We start from the raw sequence: 16,435 nt of genomic DNA on the forward strand, positions 1-16,435 counted from the left end.
TAAACTAAATAATACCGTTCGATAATCGCCCATGTTCACCTGCGAACTTACGGGCTCAATGGATCCATAGGCGATAATCTCACCCGATATTCCACGAGCGGATTGGCCCTTGCTTACTTCTATGTCTGTGAGCCGATGAATGCCAGGGATGCCTGTGCTGCCTGTACGGCTGCCAGTTGACTATCAAATGCCGGCAGCAGGTAATCGAAGACAAAGTCGGCACTCTCCAGCTTTTCCTTACGCTGCGGGTTGCCAGGCTCCAGCGCCATCGCACAACGTGCCGCCCGTGCCCAGGCAAATGCCAGCAACGCAGTGGCGCACAGTTGGAGAAAATCGGCCGCAGCGCGATACGGGTACTCAGTGTCGTATGCTGCAACCCTTTGCACGTCCGTCAACGTTGCCTGAAGTGCAGTACATACCTGAAGCAACCTACCGGCATAGCGCTTAGCACCCTCGTCAACCAAACCTGCAACTGCCTCCTCTCGCAGTTCATCGAGCAGCAAGCCAAACGCTTTGCCGCCATCGCCCAGTATTTTGCGCAGCAGTAGGTCATTGGCCTGAATTTCGTTGCTGCCCTCGTAGATCATGGCAATGCGGCTGTCGCGCAGGGTCTGTTCGATGGCGAACTCCTCTGTGTAGCCATAGCCACCGAACACCTGCAGCGCCTTGCTGGCCAGGGTAAAGCCCTGCTCGGTAAAGCTTGCCTTGATAATCGGTGTCAGCAGTTGCGCCAGTTGCTTGGCCCGCTGCCTTTGCTCGGGCTGCGCGGCGGCATCGGCCAGGTCCAGCCAGTGTGCGACCCAGTAGCCAATCGCGCGCATGCCCTGGCTGCGCACGCGTAATTCCAGCAGTACCCTGCGCATGGCCGGATGCAGATGAATCGGGTCGGCGGCGCTGGCAAGGATGCTATCCGGGCGCTTCGGCGCGCGCATTTGTCGGCGCTCCAAAGCATAGTCACGAGCGCTTTGCCAGGCGGCCTCTGCGTGCCCCAGCCCCTGCAGGCCAACGTGCAGCCGCGCCGAGTTCATCATCACAAACATCGCCGCCAAACCGCGATGAGCCTCACCGATCAACCAGCCTTGCGCCTGCTCGAAGCGCAAGGCGCAGGTAGCGCTGCCTTTGATGCCCATCTTGTGTTCGATACCGTCGCAGTACACACCATTGCGTTCACCCTGCTCCAGCCACTTGGGCACCAGCATCAGAGAAATACCCCGACTGCCAACGGGTGCCTCGGGTAGCCGCACCAGTACCAGGTGGAGAATGTCGTGAGTCAGGTCGTGCTCACCGCCGGAGATGAACAGCTTGCTGCCGGTGATGCTGTAGCTGCCGTCGGTACGGGGAAGCGCAGCGCAGCGCAACAAGCCGACATCGCTGCCGGCCTGGGGCTCGGTCAGGCACATGCACGGCAGCACTTCTCCGCTGACGATGCCTGGCAGGTATAGCGCTTGCAACCATTGCGGTGCATGGTGCTTGAGGCACAGGTAGGCGCCATGGGCAATGCCGGTGTACATGGCCCAGGCATGGTTGCAGGCGTAGAGCATCTCTTGCAGCGCGGCATCGAGCACTTGAGGCAAGCCCTGCCCGCCCCAGGCCGGGTCACAGGCCAGCGCGGGCCAGCCGCCATCGACATAAGCCCGGTAGGCGGCAGCGAAGCCGTCGGGCGTGCGAACCCCGCCGTCGGCATAATGGCACCCCTGGCGGTCACCTGAGGTGTTGATTGGTGCCAGTACTTGCGTGCAAAACCGCCCCGCCTCTTCCAGTACCTGACGGGCCAGATCTGTGTCCAAATCCTGGAATGTCGGCATCTGCTGCCAGGTAGCAGGCGCCTGCAACCAGTGTTCGAGGACAAACTGAATATCGTCCAATGGGGCCTTGTAGTGATGCATGCCTATCCTCTACGACAAGGGTTGTCAATCCGCGTAATGCGGGTTCTCGATCAGCAACGCCATGCCCTGGCCGCCACCGATACAGGCAGCGGCAATCCCATAACGCAGGTTGCCTGCACGCAGTTGCCGGGCCAGGGTGTGCACCAGGCGCAGACCCGTTGCTGCCAACGGATGGCCCAGGGCGATGGCGCCGCCGTGCGGGTTCAAGCGTTCGGGATCGAGTTCCAATGCATGGGAGACGGCCAGCACTTGGGCAGCCTGGGCTTCGTTGATCTCGAAGCGATCGATCTCATCCAGATGCAGGCCACTGCGCTGCAGTAGCAGTTCAATGGCCGGAACGGGACCGATGCCCATGGTGTGGGGCGCCACGCCGACGGCCGTGGCCATCAACATGCGCGCCAAAGGCGGTCGGCTGCATCCCGAGTACCGGCACACCAGCGCTGCAGCTGCACCATCGACGACTGCGCAACTGTTGCCAGCGGTTTGCACGCCGCCCGCGTGCACCGCTGCAAGTCGTGACAGTGCGCTGGCATCGCTGGCGCGAGGGTGAGTGTCTTTACCCACCTGCTCCACCCCGCGTGGCAACTTGATGGCGCGCGCATGGTAGTGCTCGGGGGCGAAGGTTTCGTTATGTACTGCGACAATTTCTTCATCAAACCAGCCCTGCGTCTGGGCCATCAGCGCACGTTGATGACTGCGCAAGGCATAGGCATCGACGTCTTCGCGCGCCAGGCCGTACTGGCGGGCAAGATTCTCTGCCGTTGCGATCATGTCCAGGCCTGCCGCAGGATCGTAAAGGGCTTCCCAGAGAAAATCCTTGAACGATACCGGCGCACCGAGCTTGAAACCACCCCGATGGTCATACGCAGCAATTGGATTTCGTGACATCGACTCGCTGCCAACGCACAAGGCCAGCTCCACCCCGAGCGTCAACTGCTCACCGGCCTGGCGCAACAGCTCGAGTCCGGTGCCGCATATGCGTTGCACTGCCAGTGCTGGCACCGCCTTGGGCACCCCGCTGTACAATCCGATGTGGCGCGGCAGCATATAGGCATCAAAGCTGGCCTGAGCCATGCTGCCCGCCAGCACGCTATCCACTGTCTGCGAGTCCACTCCCGAACGTGCAATCACCTCACGCGCGACCTTGATCCCAAGATCGATGGGCGAAACACCGGCGAGCGCCGCGCCCAGGTCAGACCACGGCGTGCGCACCATCTCGATGATGGCGGCATCCTCAAATACGCTGCACAGCCCGGCAAGCTTCATGATGTGTGCACCGCATGCAACATGGCCGGGTCTTCGCCGCGATACAACGCCTCCACCCTCGCCGCCCGCCGCTGCAAGACCGCACGCTGGTTGATCGAGCCCTTGTCGGTGATTTCGCCCTGGTCAATCGAAGGCGATTCCTCCAACAACACCAGCCATTCGATTCGACTGGCGTTGCCTTGGGCGTCAATGTTCAAGCGCTGCAGCCAGCCGGCAAACCAATCACGCACCGCAGCGCTCGCCAACACTTGGGCATCGGTAGCATGCGGGTCGAGCCCGGCCAGTTGGCGACATTCGGGTAGGCGGGCAAACACCAGAATGCCCAGGCAGGCACGGTCCGGTGCGGCCACCACGATGTCCTGCACATAGGGCGAGCCTTCGAGCACGGCGCGGTTACGCAGAGGGCCGACACTGACAAACACCCCCGACGACAGCTTGAAGTCTTCGGCTATGCGGCCGTCGAACATCAGTCCAAATTGGCTGTTGCCAGGATCGGCAAGCTTCAGCGCATCACCCGAGCAGTAGTAGCCTTCAGCATCGAACACCTCGGCGGTCTGCTGCTCGGCGCGCCAGTAGCCGGGCATGATATGCGGCCCGCGAAAGCGCCCTTCGAGCTTGTCACCCACCGGCACCAGCTTTACTTCGCACCCAGGCGCCGGCAGGCCGATGTAGCCGGCCATCGACAACGGCCCGGTGGTGAAGGTGCATGAAGGTGCAGCCTCGGTCATGCCCAGGCCCGCCATCATGCGGATACGCTCGCCACAGTGCTGTTCGGCGACGCTGTCCAGGCGATCCCAGATGTTTTGCGAAAGGCCAGCAGCGGCGAAGAAGAACAGCGAGATGCGCGCAAAAAATCGCTCGCGCAACTCCGCGTCCTGTTCCAGCGCCTTGACCAGCTCTTCCCAGCCCTTGGGCACGGTCAGGTAGGCAGTGGGTGAAACCTCCTTGAGGTTACGCAGTGTTTCGGCGAACCCCTGAGCTGTCGGCTTGCCATTGTCCAGGTAGAAGCTGCCGCCGTTGTACAGGACGATACCTAGGTTATGGCTACCGCCAAAGGTATGATTCCACGGCAGCCAGTCCACCAGTACTGGCGGCTCTTGCCCGAACACGGGAAAAGTCTGCAGCAACATCTGCTGATTGGCACAGAGCATGCGCTGGGTTGTCACCACCGCCTTGGGCAGCTTGGTGGAGCCAGAGGTGAACAGGAACTTGGCGATGGTGTCCGGGCCGGTCTCGGCAAACGCGGCATCGGCGGCAGCAAGGTCGGGATCGCTGAGCAAGTCATTGAAGGCGATCCGCGTGCGCCCGGACACAGTCCCGCGAACAGTGATCAACGGCACATCGACGCTCAACACCGCCTCGATGGCCCGGGCGAAGGGCGCAGCATCATTGACGAAGACCAGTCCCGGCTGCAGCACTTCACATACATGACGCAGCTTGGCGAAATCCTGTGACAGCAACGCGTAGGCGGGCGATACCGGGCAATATGGAATGCCTGCGTACATCGCCCCCAAGGCTACCTGCAGGTGTTCTATATCGTTGCCCGACAGTATCGCCAGCGGGCGCTGCGCCGAAAGGCCGAAGCCAAGCAGGTTCGCGGCGATGGCACGGACACGCTCAAGCATCTGCGTGTAGCTGACTTCTCGCCAGGCGCCGCGCTCGTCACGCGCGGCAATAAAGGTGTGGTGCGGTTTTTCCCGGGCCCAGTGCTGCAAGCGCTCCAGCAGCCGGTCCGGCAAAGGTGCGAGTGACTCCTTGGCGCGCATGCGTAGGATGCCGTCTACTTCACTGACCTCGACTTCGGGATGGCCGATGCAAACCTTGCGGTAGCGCGGCGCTCTTAGGCTGTCGCTCGGGCGGGGGCTGATTGCGGTTTTCACGCAGGGTGCTCCTTGTTATTGTTTTTACATTCAACGGCCGCAAGGCCTGCCGATCAAATGGGGTAATGGCGGGGGCCATGCTGCAAAGTGATCCAACGCAGTTGAGTGAAGTGCTCGATGGCCGCCCGGCCGCCGAAGCTGCCGTAACCGCTGGCCTTCACCCCGCCAAATGGCATGTGCGCCTCATCGTGGACGGTCGGCCCGTTGATGTGGCAAATCCCCGTCTCCAGCCGCTGGGCCAACACCAGCGCCCGCGCGGTATCACGGCTGAAAATCGCTGCCGACAGACCGAACTCGGAGTCGTTGGCCATTGCCAGCAGCGCCTCGTCGCCCTCGGCGCGCAGCACCACCGCCACCGGACCAAAAGATTCTTCCCGATACAGACGCATGCTCGCATCGACGCCATCGAGCAAAGTCGGTTGCAGGATGCTGCCATCCAGTTGCCCACCACACACCAAGCGCGCGCCCTTGCCCAGCGCATCATCGATCAGCGCTTTGATACGCCCGCCGGCACCGGTATCGATCAGTGAACCCAGTACCGAAGCAGGGTCAGACGGATCGCCCGCGCGCAGGCGCGACACCTTGCCAGCAAGTTTCTCGACAAATTGATCGGCAATCCGGCTGTCGACCACCAAACGCTCGGTAGACATGCAGATCTGTCCCTGATTGAAGTAGGCCCCAAAGGCCGCCGCTTCGACAGCAGCGTCCAAGTCGGCATCTTCAAGTACCAGCAGCGGGGCCTTGCCGCCCAACTCCAGCAACGCAGGCTTTAAATGGCGCGCCGCCAGTTCACCGACAATTCGTCCGACGTGGGTGGAACCGGTGAAGTTGACCCGTCGCACCGCTGGGTTGGCAATCAGACGCTCGACAATAGCGGGGGCATCGTGCGGGGCGTTGCTGATGACATTCACTACGCCGTCACCCAGCCCCGCATCCTGCAGCACCTGACCGATCAGTTGGTGAACGGCCGAGCTCAGTTCCGAGGCCTTGAGTACCACGGTATTGCCGCAAGCCAGCGGCATAGCGATTGCGCGGGTGGCCAGAATGACCGGGGCGTTCCACGGCGCAATGCCAAGCACCACACCGCACGGTGCGCGCACGGCCATGGCGAAACTGCCAGGCACATCGGAGGGGATCACCTCCCCGCAGATCTGTGTGGTCATCGCTGCCGCTTCGCGCAGCATGCCGGCGGCCAGGCGCACATTGAAGGCGTACCAGTTGGGCATGGCCCCTGTTTCGCCGGCGGCATCGATAAATTCACTGCTGCGCGCCTGGAGCAACTCGGCCGCCCTAAGCAAACGCGTACGTCGCTCGTTGGGGCTCAGTGCCGACCAGCTTGGAAATGCCGCCTTGGCCGCTGCCACCGCAGCGTCGGCATCGTCGAGAGTGGCAGCGGCAACCTGCGAAACCACCTCACCACTGAGCGGGTTTCGCCGTTCGAACGTATTTCCATCGCTGGCAGGGCGCGACCGCCCGCCAATCAGCAACGGCACCTGTAACATCGTCATTCCTCTTTATTTTCGTTGTCAGGAATCTTCGCCATGGGCTGAAACAAGCAGGCTGCGCCGTGAGCTATCTACGCAGCCGCTGCGATCAGCGCTTGTAGGCTTGCAGGCCCGGCTTGATGCTCTTGTCGTCGAGGAACTGCTTCATGCCTTGCTCGCGACCGCCTTCGCTATCGAGCAGGCGCGACTGATCGAGCTTGGCGTACAGGTAGTCTTCGTTCTGCTCCCAGGTCAGTTCGCGGCAGCGCTTGAAGCCGTGCTTGGCTGCGCGCAGTACTACCGGGTTCTTCTCCAGCAGGTTCTGCGCCAGGGCTACCGTGGTTTCGCGCAATTGCGCCAGCGGCACGCTTTCATTTACCAGGCCCATCTGCGCAGCCTTCTGCCCGTCAAAGGTTTTGCCGGTCATGATGTAGTAAAGCGACTGACGATGCCCGACCGTATCGGCCATCGCCTTGCTGACCAGGTTGCCCGGTGGAATGCCCCAGTTGATTTCCGACAAGCCAAAGGTTGCCTCGTCGGCGCAGATGGCCAGGTCGCACGCCACCAGCGGACTGAAACCGCCACCGAAGCACCAGCCGTTGACCATGGCGATGGTTGGCTTGGCATACATGCGCAGCAACTTCCATTGCCATTGCGACGCTTCACGGCGAATTTTTTCCTGAAGGATTTCCGGGCCGGCATCGACCTCACGGAAATACTCCTTGAGGTCCATCCCCGCGGTCCAGGATTCACCGGCACCGGTAATGACCAGGACACCGGCTTCGGCGTCCTGCTCCAGCACTTCCAGTACCTCGACCATCTCGCGGTTAAGGGTCGGGCTCATGGCGTTGCGCTTTTGCGGACGATTGAGAATGACCCAGGCGATGCCCGACTCTAGTTCAACCTTGACGGTGCTCCAACGGCCTTCGTATTTGCTCATGGTCTCTGCTCTTGTTGTTCGATGGACGATGTGCAAAAGCTAACCTCGCAATATAGTTATGTCAATTAACTATTATTAAAATTAACTATTTCTTGGCTCGCTCGCGAAGCCTTGATGTATCAAGGCGCTAGCCATGGCCTGCCTATCGAGGCAAACTAGGTAATATTCTTATCGACTCAAGGAAGCCCGCCTAATGGCAAGATCCGCCCAAAGCACTGCCGCCGCGCCCGAGGCTGACGTTCCGGCAGCGGCGCTGGACGCATCACTGGAGAACCTGATCGGTTATGCCTTGCGCCGTGCCCAGCTCAAGTGCTTCCAGAATTTGATCGGCAAGCTCTCGGCCCATGACCTGCGCCCGGCGCAGTTCTCGGCCCTTGCGATCATTGATCAGACGCCAGGGCTTATGCAGGCGGATCTCGCCCGCGCCCTGGCGATCGAACCGCCTCAGGTGGTGCCGTTGCTGAACAAGTTGGAGGAGCGCGCACTGGCAGTGCGCATCCGCTGCAAGCCAGACAAACGCTCCTATGGCATTTTCCTCAGCAAAAACGGCGAGAGCTTACTCAAGGAACTCAAGCAAATTGCCGCCGACAGCGATCTGGAGGCAACTGCGGCCCTGGACGATAACGAACGGGCCGAGTTACTCAGGTTACTGAAAAAGGTGTATCAGGACTGAGGCGCTTACCAGATAGGCAGGCTGTAGATCAGCTGGAAACGGGTCTGGTTTTCATCCCTGAACGCCGTCCCTGTCGGAAAGTCATTGCGGTAGATGGATTTGCGCGCCAATAGCCCGAGGTTTTTCAACGGTCCACTCTGGATCACGTAGCCCAGTTCCAGCTGCATTTCGCGCTCCTTGCGCCCATCAGCATTAAAGGCGGCCAGCTCGATATGGTCGCCGCGTACATAGCGCAGACGCCCTTTCAGACCGACCAGGCCGACGGCGGTGAAGTCATAGTCGTAGATAGCCTGCCAGGTTCGTTCACGGGCGTTGAGAAAGTCCGAACTCATGGTCAGCTCACTCATGCCCATCAGTTCAGTGCCGCCGATATAGGGTGTGGCAGTATCGCCACTGGCATGCATATAGCCGATGCCCAGGCGATGGCCGCCAAGACGATAACTGAACAAGGCCGACAGGTTGCGATTATCGACTTCTCCGGCCAGCCCCCGCCCCTCTTCACGACTGAAAAAACTACGCAGGTCCGCCGTCAGGGAGCCAGGGCCCATGCGCTGCTCATACAACGCCGCCAGGGTGTCCTGCTGGTAGAGATCATCCACTTCGGCATGGTAGAGGCGTACACCCAGTGCCGAAGTGATTTGATAATCACCCCCTGCATAAGCCAGGTGCGATGAGGTCGCCGCACCGTTGAAGCGTCGGTTGGGCGAAGCGATGCTCATGCGCTCGTAGCTGGTCGAGTCACGCTTGTTGACCCGGTCAATGTAGCCGGTATTCAGCACCAGACCAGCGAAATCCGATGAAGACAGTGTGGTGCCGCGGAACGTCTGCGGCAGCAGTCGCGAGGGGCTGGCGAAAGCAAAGGGCAGAAAAATCGACACATCACCACTTTTGACGATGGTTTTGCGCCAACGCATCTTCGCCGTGAGCGCCAGGCGCGAATAGTCATCTGCAGCTTCGCCATCGGACTTTGAAACTGGCAGCAGTTCGGTGCCACTGCGTGATGGTGCCGAATCCAGCTTGATCCCCATCAGGCCGCGGGCATCGAAACCAAATCCTACTGGCCCTTCGCTGTATCCCGATTCTAGATTGAGGATGAATCCCTGTGCCCATTCGCGGGCCGCTTGCTTGGCGCCATCGTCCTTATAGTCGCGGTCCAGGTAGTAATTGCGCAGGGTTAGCGTGGCATGGCTGTCTTCCAGCACACCCTGGGCCAGGGCCTGGTTGCTGCTCAGCGCGATGGCCAACCCTAAAAGCGTTGGCCTTGTTGCCAAGTGCAGCGTTGACGCAATGCGGGTGTCACGAACGCGATCATGCATGGCGGTATCCATTTCTTGTTGTTGTTTTCGGCAATTGCGCAGCGCCTTGGACGCCCCGCGATGCGCAGAATGGAAAGCCACCTTCTCCTAGTCAACCAAAAGTGTCCGATAATCGAACGTTATCTTTATTAACTATTTATCATGAAATTCATTTGTAGATGTCTAACTCGCTGATCAATCTGACGTTTTACCCTTCTTTCAGGCCAGGTAAAAAACCACTGCCAAACTAGTTATATTTGTTAATCTTATTCGCACGCCGGAACAGCTGGCGGATCAGAACAACAAAAAACGAGGCTCGTGCCAATGAACACTTCAACGCGTCGATCGACGCTTACCATTGCCCTTTGCTTTATCGTCGCCCTGATCGAAGGGTTCGACCTGCAGTCAGCCGGTACCGCAGCCGCCGGCTTACGCCAGAATTTCGACCTGGACCCGCGTATGTTGGGGTGGGTATTCAGTGCCAGCATCATAGGCCTGTTACCCGGGGCTTTCTTTGGTGGGTGGCTGGCCGATCGCGTCGGTCGCAAGAAGGTGCTGGTGGCGGCGGTGATCCTGTTCGGGGTGTTTTCGTTGTGGACGGCCTATGTCGACAGCTACCCGCAGTTACTGCTGGCACGGTTGATGACCGGCCTGGGCCTGGGCGCTGCCCTGCCTAACTTGATTGCCCTGTGCGCCGAAGCGGTCAGCGAACAACGGCGCAGCACCGCGATCAGCATCATGTATGCCGGTGTGCCGCTTGGTGGTGCGCTGGCGGCAGTCGTGGCTATGTTTTCCCATGACCACTGGCAGATCACGTTCATCATTGGCGGTCTGGCGCCATTGTTTGCGGTGCCGCTGATGTTGCTACTGCTGCCTGAGTCCATGGCGTTTGAACGCGGCGGCCGAACCGCCCTGCGTGTCTCCACCAGCACGGCACTGTTCGGTGAAAGGCGTGCGGGATCGACCCTGGCATTGTGGCTGAGTTACTTCTTCACCCTCACCGTCATGTACATGCTGCTCAACTGGTTGCCTTCGCTGTTGATCGGCCAAGGTTTCAGCAAGCCGGATGCCGGCATGGTACAGATGCTATTCAACATTGGCGGCGCGCTGGGTTCGTTGCTCGGTGGCGTTCTGCTGGACCGCTGCAACCCATTCAAAGTGGTGCTATGCATCTATGCCGGGTTGCTCGCGGCCTTGGCCGGGCTGGGCCTGTCGATAGGCTTGACAGCGATGGCGATGGCGGGTTTCGCCGCCGGGTTGTTCGTGATGGCCGCACAGCTGGTGTTGTATGCGCTTGCGCCGCCGCTGTATCCGGTCGCCGTGCGCGCCACTGGAGTCGGCGCGGCAGTAGCGATCGGTCGACTGGGTTCAGTCAGCGGGCCGCTGGCGGCCGGGCAGATTCTGGCGACTGGGGCGGGCACCGCTGGTGTATTGCTGGCAGCGTCGCCAGGCCTGGTGATCGCAGCGTTGGCAGTCATGCATGTGCTGCGCAAGGACGTGACCGCCGAGCAGGTGCCTCTGCAGGGCTGACGCAGGGGCAGATATGCCGGAGTCGGCAATGCGGGCTCCGGCACTTCATTCACTTGCAGGCGATCAAATCCCTTCGCTCAGATACAACCGGTGTACGTCACCAATGCGCTTGCTGGCTGTAGCGTTAACGCCGGCCACTTGAGCGAAATGCGGCCATTGCCGGACAGCTTCGACGACATCACGGATGATCTGCTTGGCGTCCATGCCGCGCACTTGGTTTGCCACGCTGAGCAAATCTTCAAGGGTGAAGTCATCACGCTTGCCATTGATGCTCATTTGGTGAGTGTCGACCCAGAAGCTACCGGGCAGGTACGAATAGGAAACGTCGTAGGCTGGAGTCAGGTACCAGCTTCCGTCGGTGTCCATCATGAAGGCGGTATTCTTGGTGTGGTCGTCCTGGTTGCGGGCCACCACATTGAAGACCATACGGCGATAGAATTCCTCGGCCCCATCGCGGGAAACGCCAAGCGCGCGCAGTACGGCGAATGCTTCGGCGTAAGAATATTGGCCGGGCTTGCGGAAATCTGCATGGTCCATCGCGCACAGCGTGGCAACGTGGATTTTCTCGCCATCGGCGGTACGGTCGAATCGCTTGGTCATGAAGTGCGCCCGACCACCCTCCTCCAACAACCGGCATTCGGTCATGGTGATACCCGCGGCCTTGGCCATGAGGTGATAGGCGTATTCGATCCGCCCATAGCCTTGCGAGTCAGCCAGGACTTTCGAATCCTTGGCGACATCGAATTTCAACAGCCAGTACTCGAATCCCGCTGGCGCCGGTACCTGGCCCGAGCGGATCTCACCCGCCGCGTTCAGGGCAATGACGGCTTTTGCCCGCGCGCCACCGGCACTGGTGCCAACCTGAATGAGGTGCTGCAGGGCAACGTCATCGACAGAGGGGTCGTGCGCAGTCAGCCTTTCGGCCAGCGATCCGCGTTCCGACAATACTTCGCTGGCCAGGCGCACGAGTGCATCGATCTGGATGCTCTCACCCTTGTTCTGCTCTGCAGCCAGTGCCGGCCGATACTCCAATGCACCCATACCGCGTGTCCCTTGGTACAGGAGGCGTTCCACCGGAGAGAAAGTGACCTTGTCGCGCCCTTGTTGAGCCAGCCAGGCGTCGATCAGCGCGTTACCGAAGTCATCCGGCAGCGAGTCGGCAAGGATTGAAGGCAAGCCCTTGAAGGTTTCCCGGTCCAGCCCCTGGAACACATAGGTGTAGTCCTCGCGTAAAGGCATGTGGATCGGTGAAATCTGCAATCCAGTCCTGACAAACTCAGGGGTATATTCGAATTCCGCAATCTGGGTGTCAGCGTTCCAGTTGAGTGCACCCACGTACACATCCCACAGGTAGATTCGAGCAATCACCAGCTACTGTCCTTTTTCGTATGGGTGCCACCAATGAGCGTCGGCTTGCCGATTGGGGTAGTTGCAGTCGGCTTTAATGAAGACTCGGCAGACGTCGCTCGCGCGGCCCGCAGTCGTCGCTTACCGTGCATTTTGGCTAACTGCAGTGGGCTTGACCTGACCTCCTCGATCAACGTCGCCAAGCGCCCCAACTCACCCAGTACGCGGAGCACTGCAATAACGTTCACTAACGTGCCTTTTCCTGCAGTGATTTTGCGGTACGTCTCACGCGAGATGCCGGCTTCGTGCGCAACGATGTCCTGGCCCAGATTTCGTTTCAAGCGAATGGCTTCGATGCGTTGGCCAATTTCACCGGCGATCGCTTCATCAGTCATCGATTCTGTTCGCATAATGCCTATATTCCTATGCAAAGAAGGCCTTTCGGCCGAGCTACGCCTAGAATTATAGGCTTTATATGAGCGCTATTAAAAGGTTTCTGAAAAGACAGAGTAACGCCTAGATTTTTAGGCGCAGAGCAAATTTACGTCTATTAACGCCTAATTTTATTGGCGCTGCATGAATAAATGCACATCTAGCGAAGACGACTGAGACGGAGATTAACTGGCTATATACACAATGATCGGGCCACACACGGCCAACAACACGTTGGAAATCGCGTAGCACACGGTAAAGCCAATCACTGGCGTGTTGCTCCCGGATTGTTCGATGATTTTGTTCATCGACGCCGCTTCAGTCTGCGCCCCGGCCAATGCACCAAACAGCACCATGGGGTGCAATCGCAGCACATAGCGTCCGAAATACAGCGAAACAAGCGGCGGCAACAACGTCACCACGATTCCTGAAATCAGCAGCGCCAGGCCCTCGTTCTGCATGGCGGCGATTGCCGGTGGGCCTGCCAGCAAGCCGACGACTGCGCCGAATGCGGTGAGACCAAACTCGGAAAACGCCCACTGGGCAGCCGGCGGTAAGCTGCCGAATTCCGGATGACGCGAGTTGTACCAGCCGATCAGCAGTGCAACCAACAGCACCCCGCCACCCACGCCCAGTTCAATGGGGATCATGCCGATATGCGTCGATAGCATACCCAGCAGCGCGCCCACCACCATGCCCAAGCCGTGGACGGCAATATCGGTTTTATAGCTGCGCTCGCGAATTCGTCCCAACTGTTCGGCCAGGGCGACAACACTGGCCGTACGCCCGGTGAGCGAGATCACATCACCTTTGTGCAGCACGGTATTGGGCAGCAGCGGCAAGTCCAGGTTTTGCCGGGTGATCGAATTGATGAAGCAGCCCATACGCTCAGAGCCCGTTAGCCGGGATTTGATCTCATGCACGGTCTTGCCAGCCAATGACCTGTTGGTCAGCACTATCTCGGCAGTACGGGTAGGAAACGACAACGCTTCGGGGTGGTCCAGCTCGGCGCCCAGCCATCCACTCAAATACCCGACGTCTTCGCGCAGGGCATAGATACCGACGATATCGCCCAACTGCAATTGCATCGCCGAGTCGCGCTCATGCACCACCCCTGCGCGCACTACCCGTTCGATGCTCATGCTCGGATGCTGGCGTTCCAATTCATGGATGGATAAGCCTAGTGTACTGGGTTCAGTCAAAGAGTGGGCGCGCACCACGATGCGCGTATAGGGGATGCTGATGATCTCTTCCTGGCTGGCGATGCCCAGCTCCAGCTCCAGCTCCCGCGCCGAGGCGCGCAGGTCCACGCCCAACAATTTCGGGGCGATGCTGCCGACAAACACCACCAACCCCACTGTGCCGAACACATAGGTAATGGCATAGGCAATTGCCATATGGCTGTACAACTGGTTCTTCGCCGCCTCATCCAACCCCAGTTGCGCAATGGCACTACTGGCCGTACCCATGATCGCCGTGTCAGTCAGGGCGCCTGCACCCAAGCCGGCGGTAAAGCCGGCATCGAAGTTGTAGATTTTGTTCATCAGCAAAATCGCGCCCAGAGCGGTGCTGCAAAGCACCACCGAAAAAAGCACCAGTTTAAGACTGCCACGGTTCAGGCAACCGAAAAACTCCGGGCCACTTTTGAAGCCAACGGCATAAATGAACAGCACAAAGAACACTGATTTGAGTTCGTGGGGCACCTCCAGGCCGACCTGGCCGATCACCAGCCCCATCAGCAGCGCACCGGCCACCGAACCCAGATGAAAGCTGCCAATTTGGATACGGCCGACCAGTACACCCAAGCCAATGGCCAGGAATACCGCGATCTCGGGGTTGGAACGCAAGGCATGCAGCACGAATTCGGTCATTGCGCGTCTCCCTGGTCATGTGGCGCCTGCGCGGGCGCGGCATACCAGCCCTCCTTGGGCACGCGTTTTTCATGTTCCGGATCGCCCAGGTAGTGCGGCGACATGATCTGCACGCCGTACTCGTTGAACACATCCTGCACATTGGCATGCAGTAACGACAGCAACTCGGCACGTGGTCGCGGCTCGCTCGGCACTGCCTGGGCGACCAGGCGGTACTCGGGATAGAAGTCCGAAAGCGCGGTTTGAAATACCTGCGGCCGCGGCGTCTGCAGAATACCGGCTGTGCGGCTTGCCGCCTCCAGCAGCATGGCCTCGACCTGGCGCCAGGGTGTGTCGTAGCCAATGGTGACAACCGTGTCCACCACATAACCAGCGCCCTGCACCACTCGCGAGTAGTTTTTCGTCACCGTGCCGGTAATCATCGAGTTAGGCAGGGTCAACACCTCCCCCAACCCGGTGCGAATACTGGTGGTGAACATGCCCAACTCGGTCACCGTGCCCTCATGCTCGCCAATTTTGACGAACTCGCCGGGGCGCAAGGTGCGGGTATAAGTCAAGATCAGACCGGCTGCCGCCTGGCCAACCACGCTCGAAGCCCCCAGCGAGATCATTAAGCCGATCAACACCGACAGACCTTTGAACGCATCAGTACCGGCACCGGGCAGGTAGGGGTACGCCATCGCCAGGGCAAACAGCCAGATCGCCAGGGCCGTCAGGCGCATCGTCGGGTGCAGGGTTTCTTCGTTGAGCCAGGAAATCGTGCCGGGACGCGCCAGCCGCTCAAGAATGCGTTTGCTGAAGGCGCTGGCCCCACGTGCGATGAAAAAGATCATCAGCGCAATCACCAGCCCCGGAATCGCGCTGACGATGGCATCCAGCAGATATCCCGCCAGGTTCAGCAGGTAGTTATCAAGGCTCTCACCCCAAGGTCGGGTGTAGGGAAAACGCCGCAACACGAAGGTCAACCATTCATACGTGAGCAGCAGCACCACAATCCAGTACAGCAACGCCAACAAGCGCCTGAACACGGGAAACAGATTGCTGGTATCGAACAGGGGCGTTTGGCCAACCTTCAGTACATCATGATGGCGACGAATTTTCTTCGGCAGCCACGACAACAGCTTGCGCTGTATATACGCAGCAAGGCGCAACAAGGCAAGGTACAGCAAGGTAGCAACCACACTGAAGCCGCCTGCGACCAGCAAAAATCGTACGCTGCGCGCCTGCTGTGATTCAGTCACAACCGTCTCGAGGCGCTTGGCAGCCTCAGTGGCAGCCTCGGCAACACTGATATCGGCGTCAGTATCCTTGGGTGTGACAATGAACGCTCGACGCTCACCGAGCAGCACCAGATAGCTGTCCTGGATGGCATCGATCCTGATGTCGAGATCTTCGGTACCGCCAATCATCTCGTTGATCACGGCTTCGGCACGTTGCATGCGAACCTTCGGGGTTTCGCCGAGCAAGGTGGCGCGAAAGGTCAGGATGCTGCGATTGAACACTTTCAGTTCGGCAGCCGGCGCGGTAACGACTGCAGTTTCCTGATCAGCGTAAGCGGGCTGGTAAAACGTCATCCACAGCAGTACAGCCGCCCCAAGGCACCCGCGTTTTACCCACTTTTCCATGGCCTTCGCTCCGGTTGAACATCGCCACCTCCCACGCACCCCCGTGGTAAGCGGCAAGGTCAGAATAGACCGCGTTCTGCCCTCCTACCTCCGGCGCGATCAATACTCTGCACGCATGGGCTTGCTGGCCGTCCAGACCGGCTGAAAGGCGCCTGGAGCGCATCCGTCAGGCAAATCACAGAATGTTTAAAATGCGTCTAGTCTGA

Annotated in this window: 12 protein-coding genes; 2 read left to right on the plus strand and 10 right to left on the minus strand. The window is 59.6% G+C overall.

What is annotated here, in order from left to right; translation table 11 throughout:
• Positions 1 to 119: 119 nt before the first annotated feature.
• From D3Z90_RS12755 to D3Z90_RS12775, 5 genes are all read right to left on the minus strand, one after another.
• The gene (locus D3Z90_RS12755) at positions 120 to 1,886 is read right to left on the minus strand and encodes an acyl-CoA dehydrogenase (RefSeq protein WP_136476138.1); all 1,767 of its coding nucleotides are present in this window, start codon (positions 1,884 to 1,886) and stop codon (positions 120 to 122) included.
• Between the two features lie 24 nt (positions 1,887 to 1,910).
• Positions 1,911 to 3,152 carry a thiolase family protein gene (locus D3Z90_RS12760; protein ID WP_136476139.1) on the minus strand — a complete coding sequence of 414 codons (1,242 nt, stop codon included), beginning with the start codon at positions 3,150 to 3,152 and terminating at the stop codon, positions 1,911 to 1,913.
• Positions 3,149 to 5,032 (minus strand): feruloyl-CoA synthase, encoded by a 1,884-nt coding sequence (locus D3Z90_RS12765; RefSeq protein WP_136476140.1) that lies wholly within the window; start codon positions 5,030 to 5,032, stop codon positions 3,149 to 3,151. The genes D3Z90_RS12760 and D3Z90_RS12765 overlap by 4 nt, the downstream gene beginning before the upstream one ends.
• A gap of 53 nt (positions 5,033 to 5,085) precedes the next feature.
• Positions 5,086 to 6,534: an aldehyde dehydrogenase gene (locus tag D3Z90_RS12770; RefSeq protein WP_136478941.1), complete on the minus strand. Its 1,449-nt coding sequence runs from the start codon at positions 6,532 to 6,534 to the stop codon at positions 5,086 to 5,088.
• A gap of 91 nt (positions 6,535 to 6,625) precedes the next feature.
• Positions 6,626 to 7,456 (minus strand): p-hydroxycinnamoyl CoA hydratase/lyase, encoded by an 831-nt coding sequence (locus tag D3Z90_RS12775; RefSeq protein ID WP_136476141.1) that lies wholly within the window; start codon positions 7,454 to 7,456, stop codon positions 6,626 to 6,628.
• A 193-nt stretch (positions 7,457 to 7,649) separates the two neighbouring features.
• Between D3Z90_RS12775 and D3Z90_RS12780 the strand changes: the two genes are divergently transcribed.
• Positions 7,650 to 8,129, plus strand: a complete 480-nt coding sequence (locus D3Z90_RS12780) for a MarR family winged helix-turn-helix transcriptional regulator (RefSeq protein WP_136476142.1) — start codon at positions 7,650 to 7,652, stop codon at positions 8,127 to 8,129.
• 5 nt (positions 8,130 to 8,134) lie between these two features.
• Here the strand turns inward: D3Z90_RS12780 and D3Z90_RS12785 are convergent, their stop codons facing one another.
• Positions 8,135 to 9,445, minus strand: coding sequence for an OprD family porin (locus tag D3Z90_RS12785; protein ID WP_136476143.1), 1,311 nt, complete (start codon positions 9,443 to 9,445; stop codon positions 8,135 to 8,137).
• 303 nt (positions 9,446 to 9,748) lie between these two features.
• On the opposite strand from D3Z90_RS12785, the gene mhpT reads away from it, so the two are divergent.
• Positions 9,749 to 10,954, plus strand: a complete 1,206-nt coding sequence (gene mhpT / locus D3Z90_RS12790; RefSeq protein WP_136476144.1) for a 3-(3-hydroxy-phenyl)propionate transporter MhpT — start codon at positions 9,749 to 9,751, stop codon at positions 10,952 to 10,954.
• Positions 10,955 to 11,017: 63 nt separating this feature from the next.
• On the opposite strand, the gene D3Z90_RS12795 is transcribed toward mhpT, so the two are convergent.
• The 4 genes from D3Z90_RS12795 to D3Z90_RS12810 all read right to left on the minus strand — a co-directional run bounded on the left by D3Z90_RS12795 (position 11,018) and on the right by D3Z90_RS12810 (position 16,178).
• Positions 11,018 to 12,322: a type II toxin-antitoxin system HipA family toxin gene (locus D3Z90_RS12795; protein ID WP_136476145.1), complete on the minus strand. Its 1,305-nt coding sequence runs from the start codon at positions 12,320 to 12,322 to the stop codon at positions 11,018 to 11,020.
• A complete protein-coding gene (locus D3Z90_RS12800) occupies positions 12,319 to 12,696 on the minus strand; it encodes a helix-turn-helix domain-containing protein (protein WP_178084185.1) in 378 nt (125 codons plus the stop codon). The genes D3Z90_RS12795 and D3Z90_RS12800 overlap by 4 nt, the downstream gene beginning before the upstream one ends.
• Positions 12,697 to 12,918: 222 nt before the next feature.
• Positions 12,919 to 14,604: an aspartate-alanine antiporter gene (gene aspT, locus D3Z90_RS12805; RefSeq protein WP_136476146.1), complete on the minus strand. Its 1,686-nt coding sequence runs from the start codon at positions 14,602 to 14,604 to the stop codon at positions 12,919 to 12,921.
• On the minus strand, positions 14,601 to 16,178 hold the full coding sequence (locus D3Z90_RS12810; RefSeq protein WP_136478942.1) for a mechanosensitive ion channel family protein: 1,578 nt from the start codon (positions 16,176 to 16,178) through the stop codon (positions 14,601 to 14,603). Before D3Z90_RS12810 ends, aspT begins: the two co-directional genes overlap by 4 nt.
• Positions 16,179 to 16,435: the final 257 nt, after the last annotated feature.

Source organism: Pseudomonas sp. DG56-2 (assembly GCF_004803755.1).
In the GTDB taxonomy this organism is placed as follows: domain Bacteria; phylum Pseudomonadota; class Gammaproteobacteria; order Pseudomonadales; family Pseudomonadaceae; genus Aquipseudomonas; species Aquipseudomonas auratipiscis.

Bases quoted from the DNA above. Each gene is read 5' to 3' on its own strand.
- mhpT (WP_136476144.1), top strand. From the start codon at position 9,749: ATGAACACTTCAACGCGTCGATCGACGCTTACCATTGCCCTTTGCTTT.
- D3Z90_RS12775 (WP_136476141.1), bottom strand. From the start codon at position 7,456: ATGAGCAAATACGAAGGCCGTTGGAGCACCGTCAAGGTTGAACTAGAG.
- D3Z90_RS12810 (WP_136478942.1), bottom strand. From the start codon at position 16,178: ATGACGTTTTACCAGCCCGCTTACGCTGATCAGGAAACTGCAGTCGTT.
- D3Z90_RS12785 (WP_136476143.1), bottom strand. From the start codon at position 9,445: ATGCATGATCGCGTTCGTGACACCCGCATTGCGTCAACGCTGCACTTG.
- D3Z90_RS12800 (WP_178084185.1), bottom strand. From the start codon at position 12,696: ATGACTGATGAAGCGATCGCCGGTGAAATTGGCCAACGCATCGAAGCC.
- D3Z90_RS12760 (WP_136476139.1), bottom strand. From the start codon at position 3,152: ATGAAGCTTGCCGGGCTGTGCAGCGTATTTGAGGATGCCGCCATCATC.
- D3Z90_RS12780 (WP_136476142.1), top strand. From the start codon at position 7,650: ATGGCAAGATCCGCCCAAAGCACTGCCGCCGCGCCCGAGGCTGACGTT.
- aspT (WP_136476146.1), bottom strand. From the start codon at position 14,604: ATGACCGAATTCGTGCTGCATGCCTTGCGTTCCAACCCCGAGATCGCG.
- D3Z90_RS12770 (WP_136478941.1), bottom strand. From the start codon at position 6,534: ATGTTACAGGTGCCGTTGCTGATTGGCGGGCGGTCGCGCCCTGCCAGC.
- D3Z90_RS12755 (WP_136476138.1), bottom strand. From the start codon at position 1,886: ATGCATCACTACAAGGCCCCATTGGACGATATTCAGTTTGTCCTCGAA.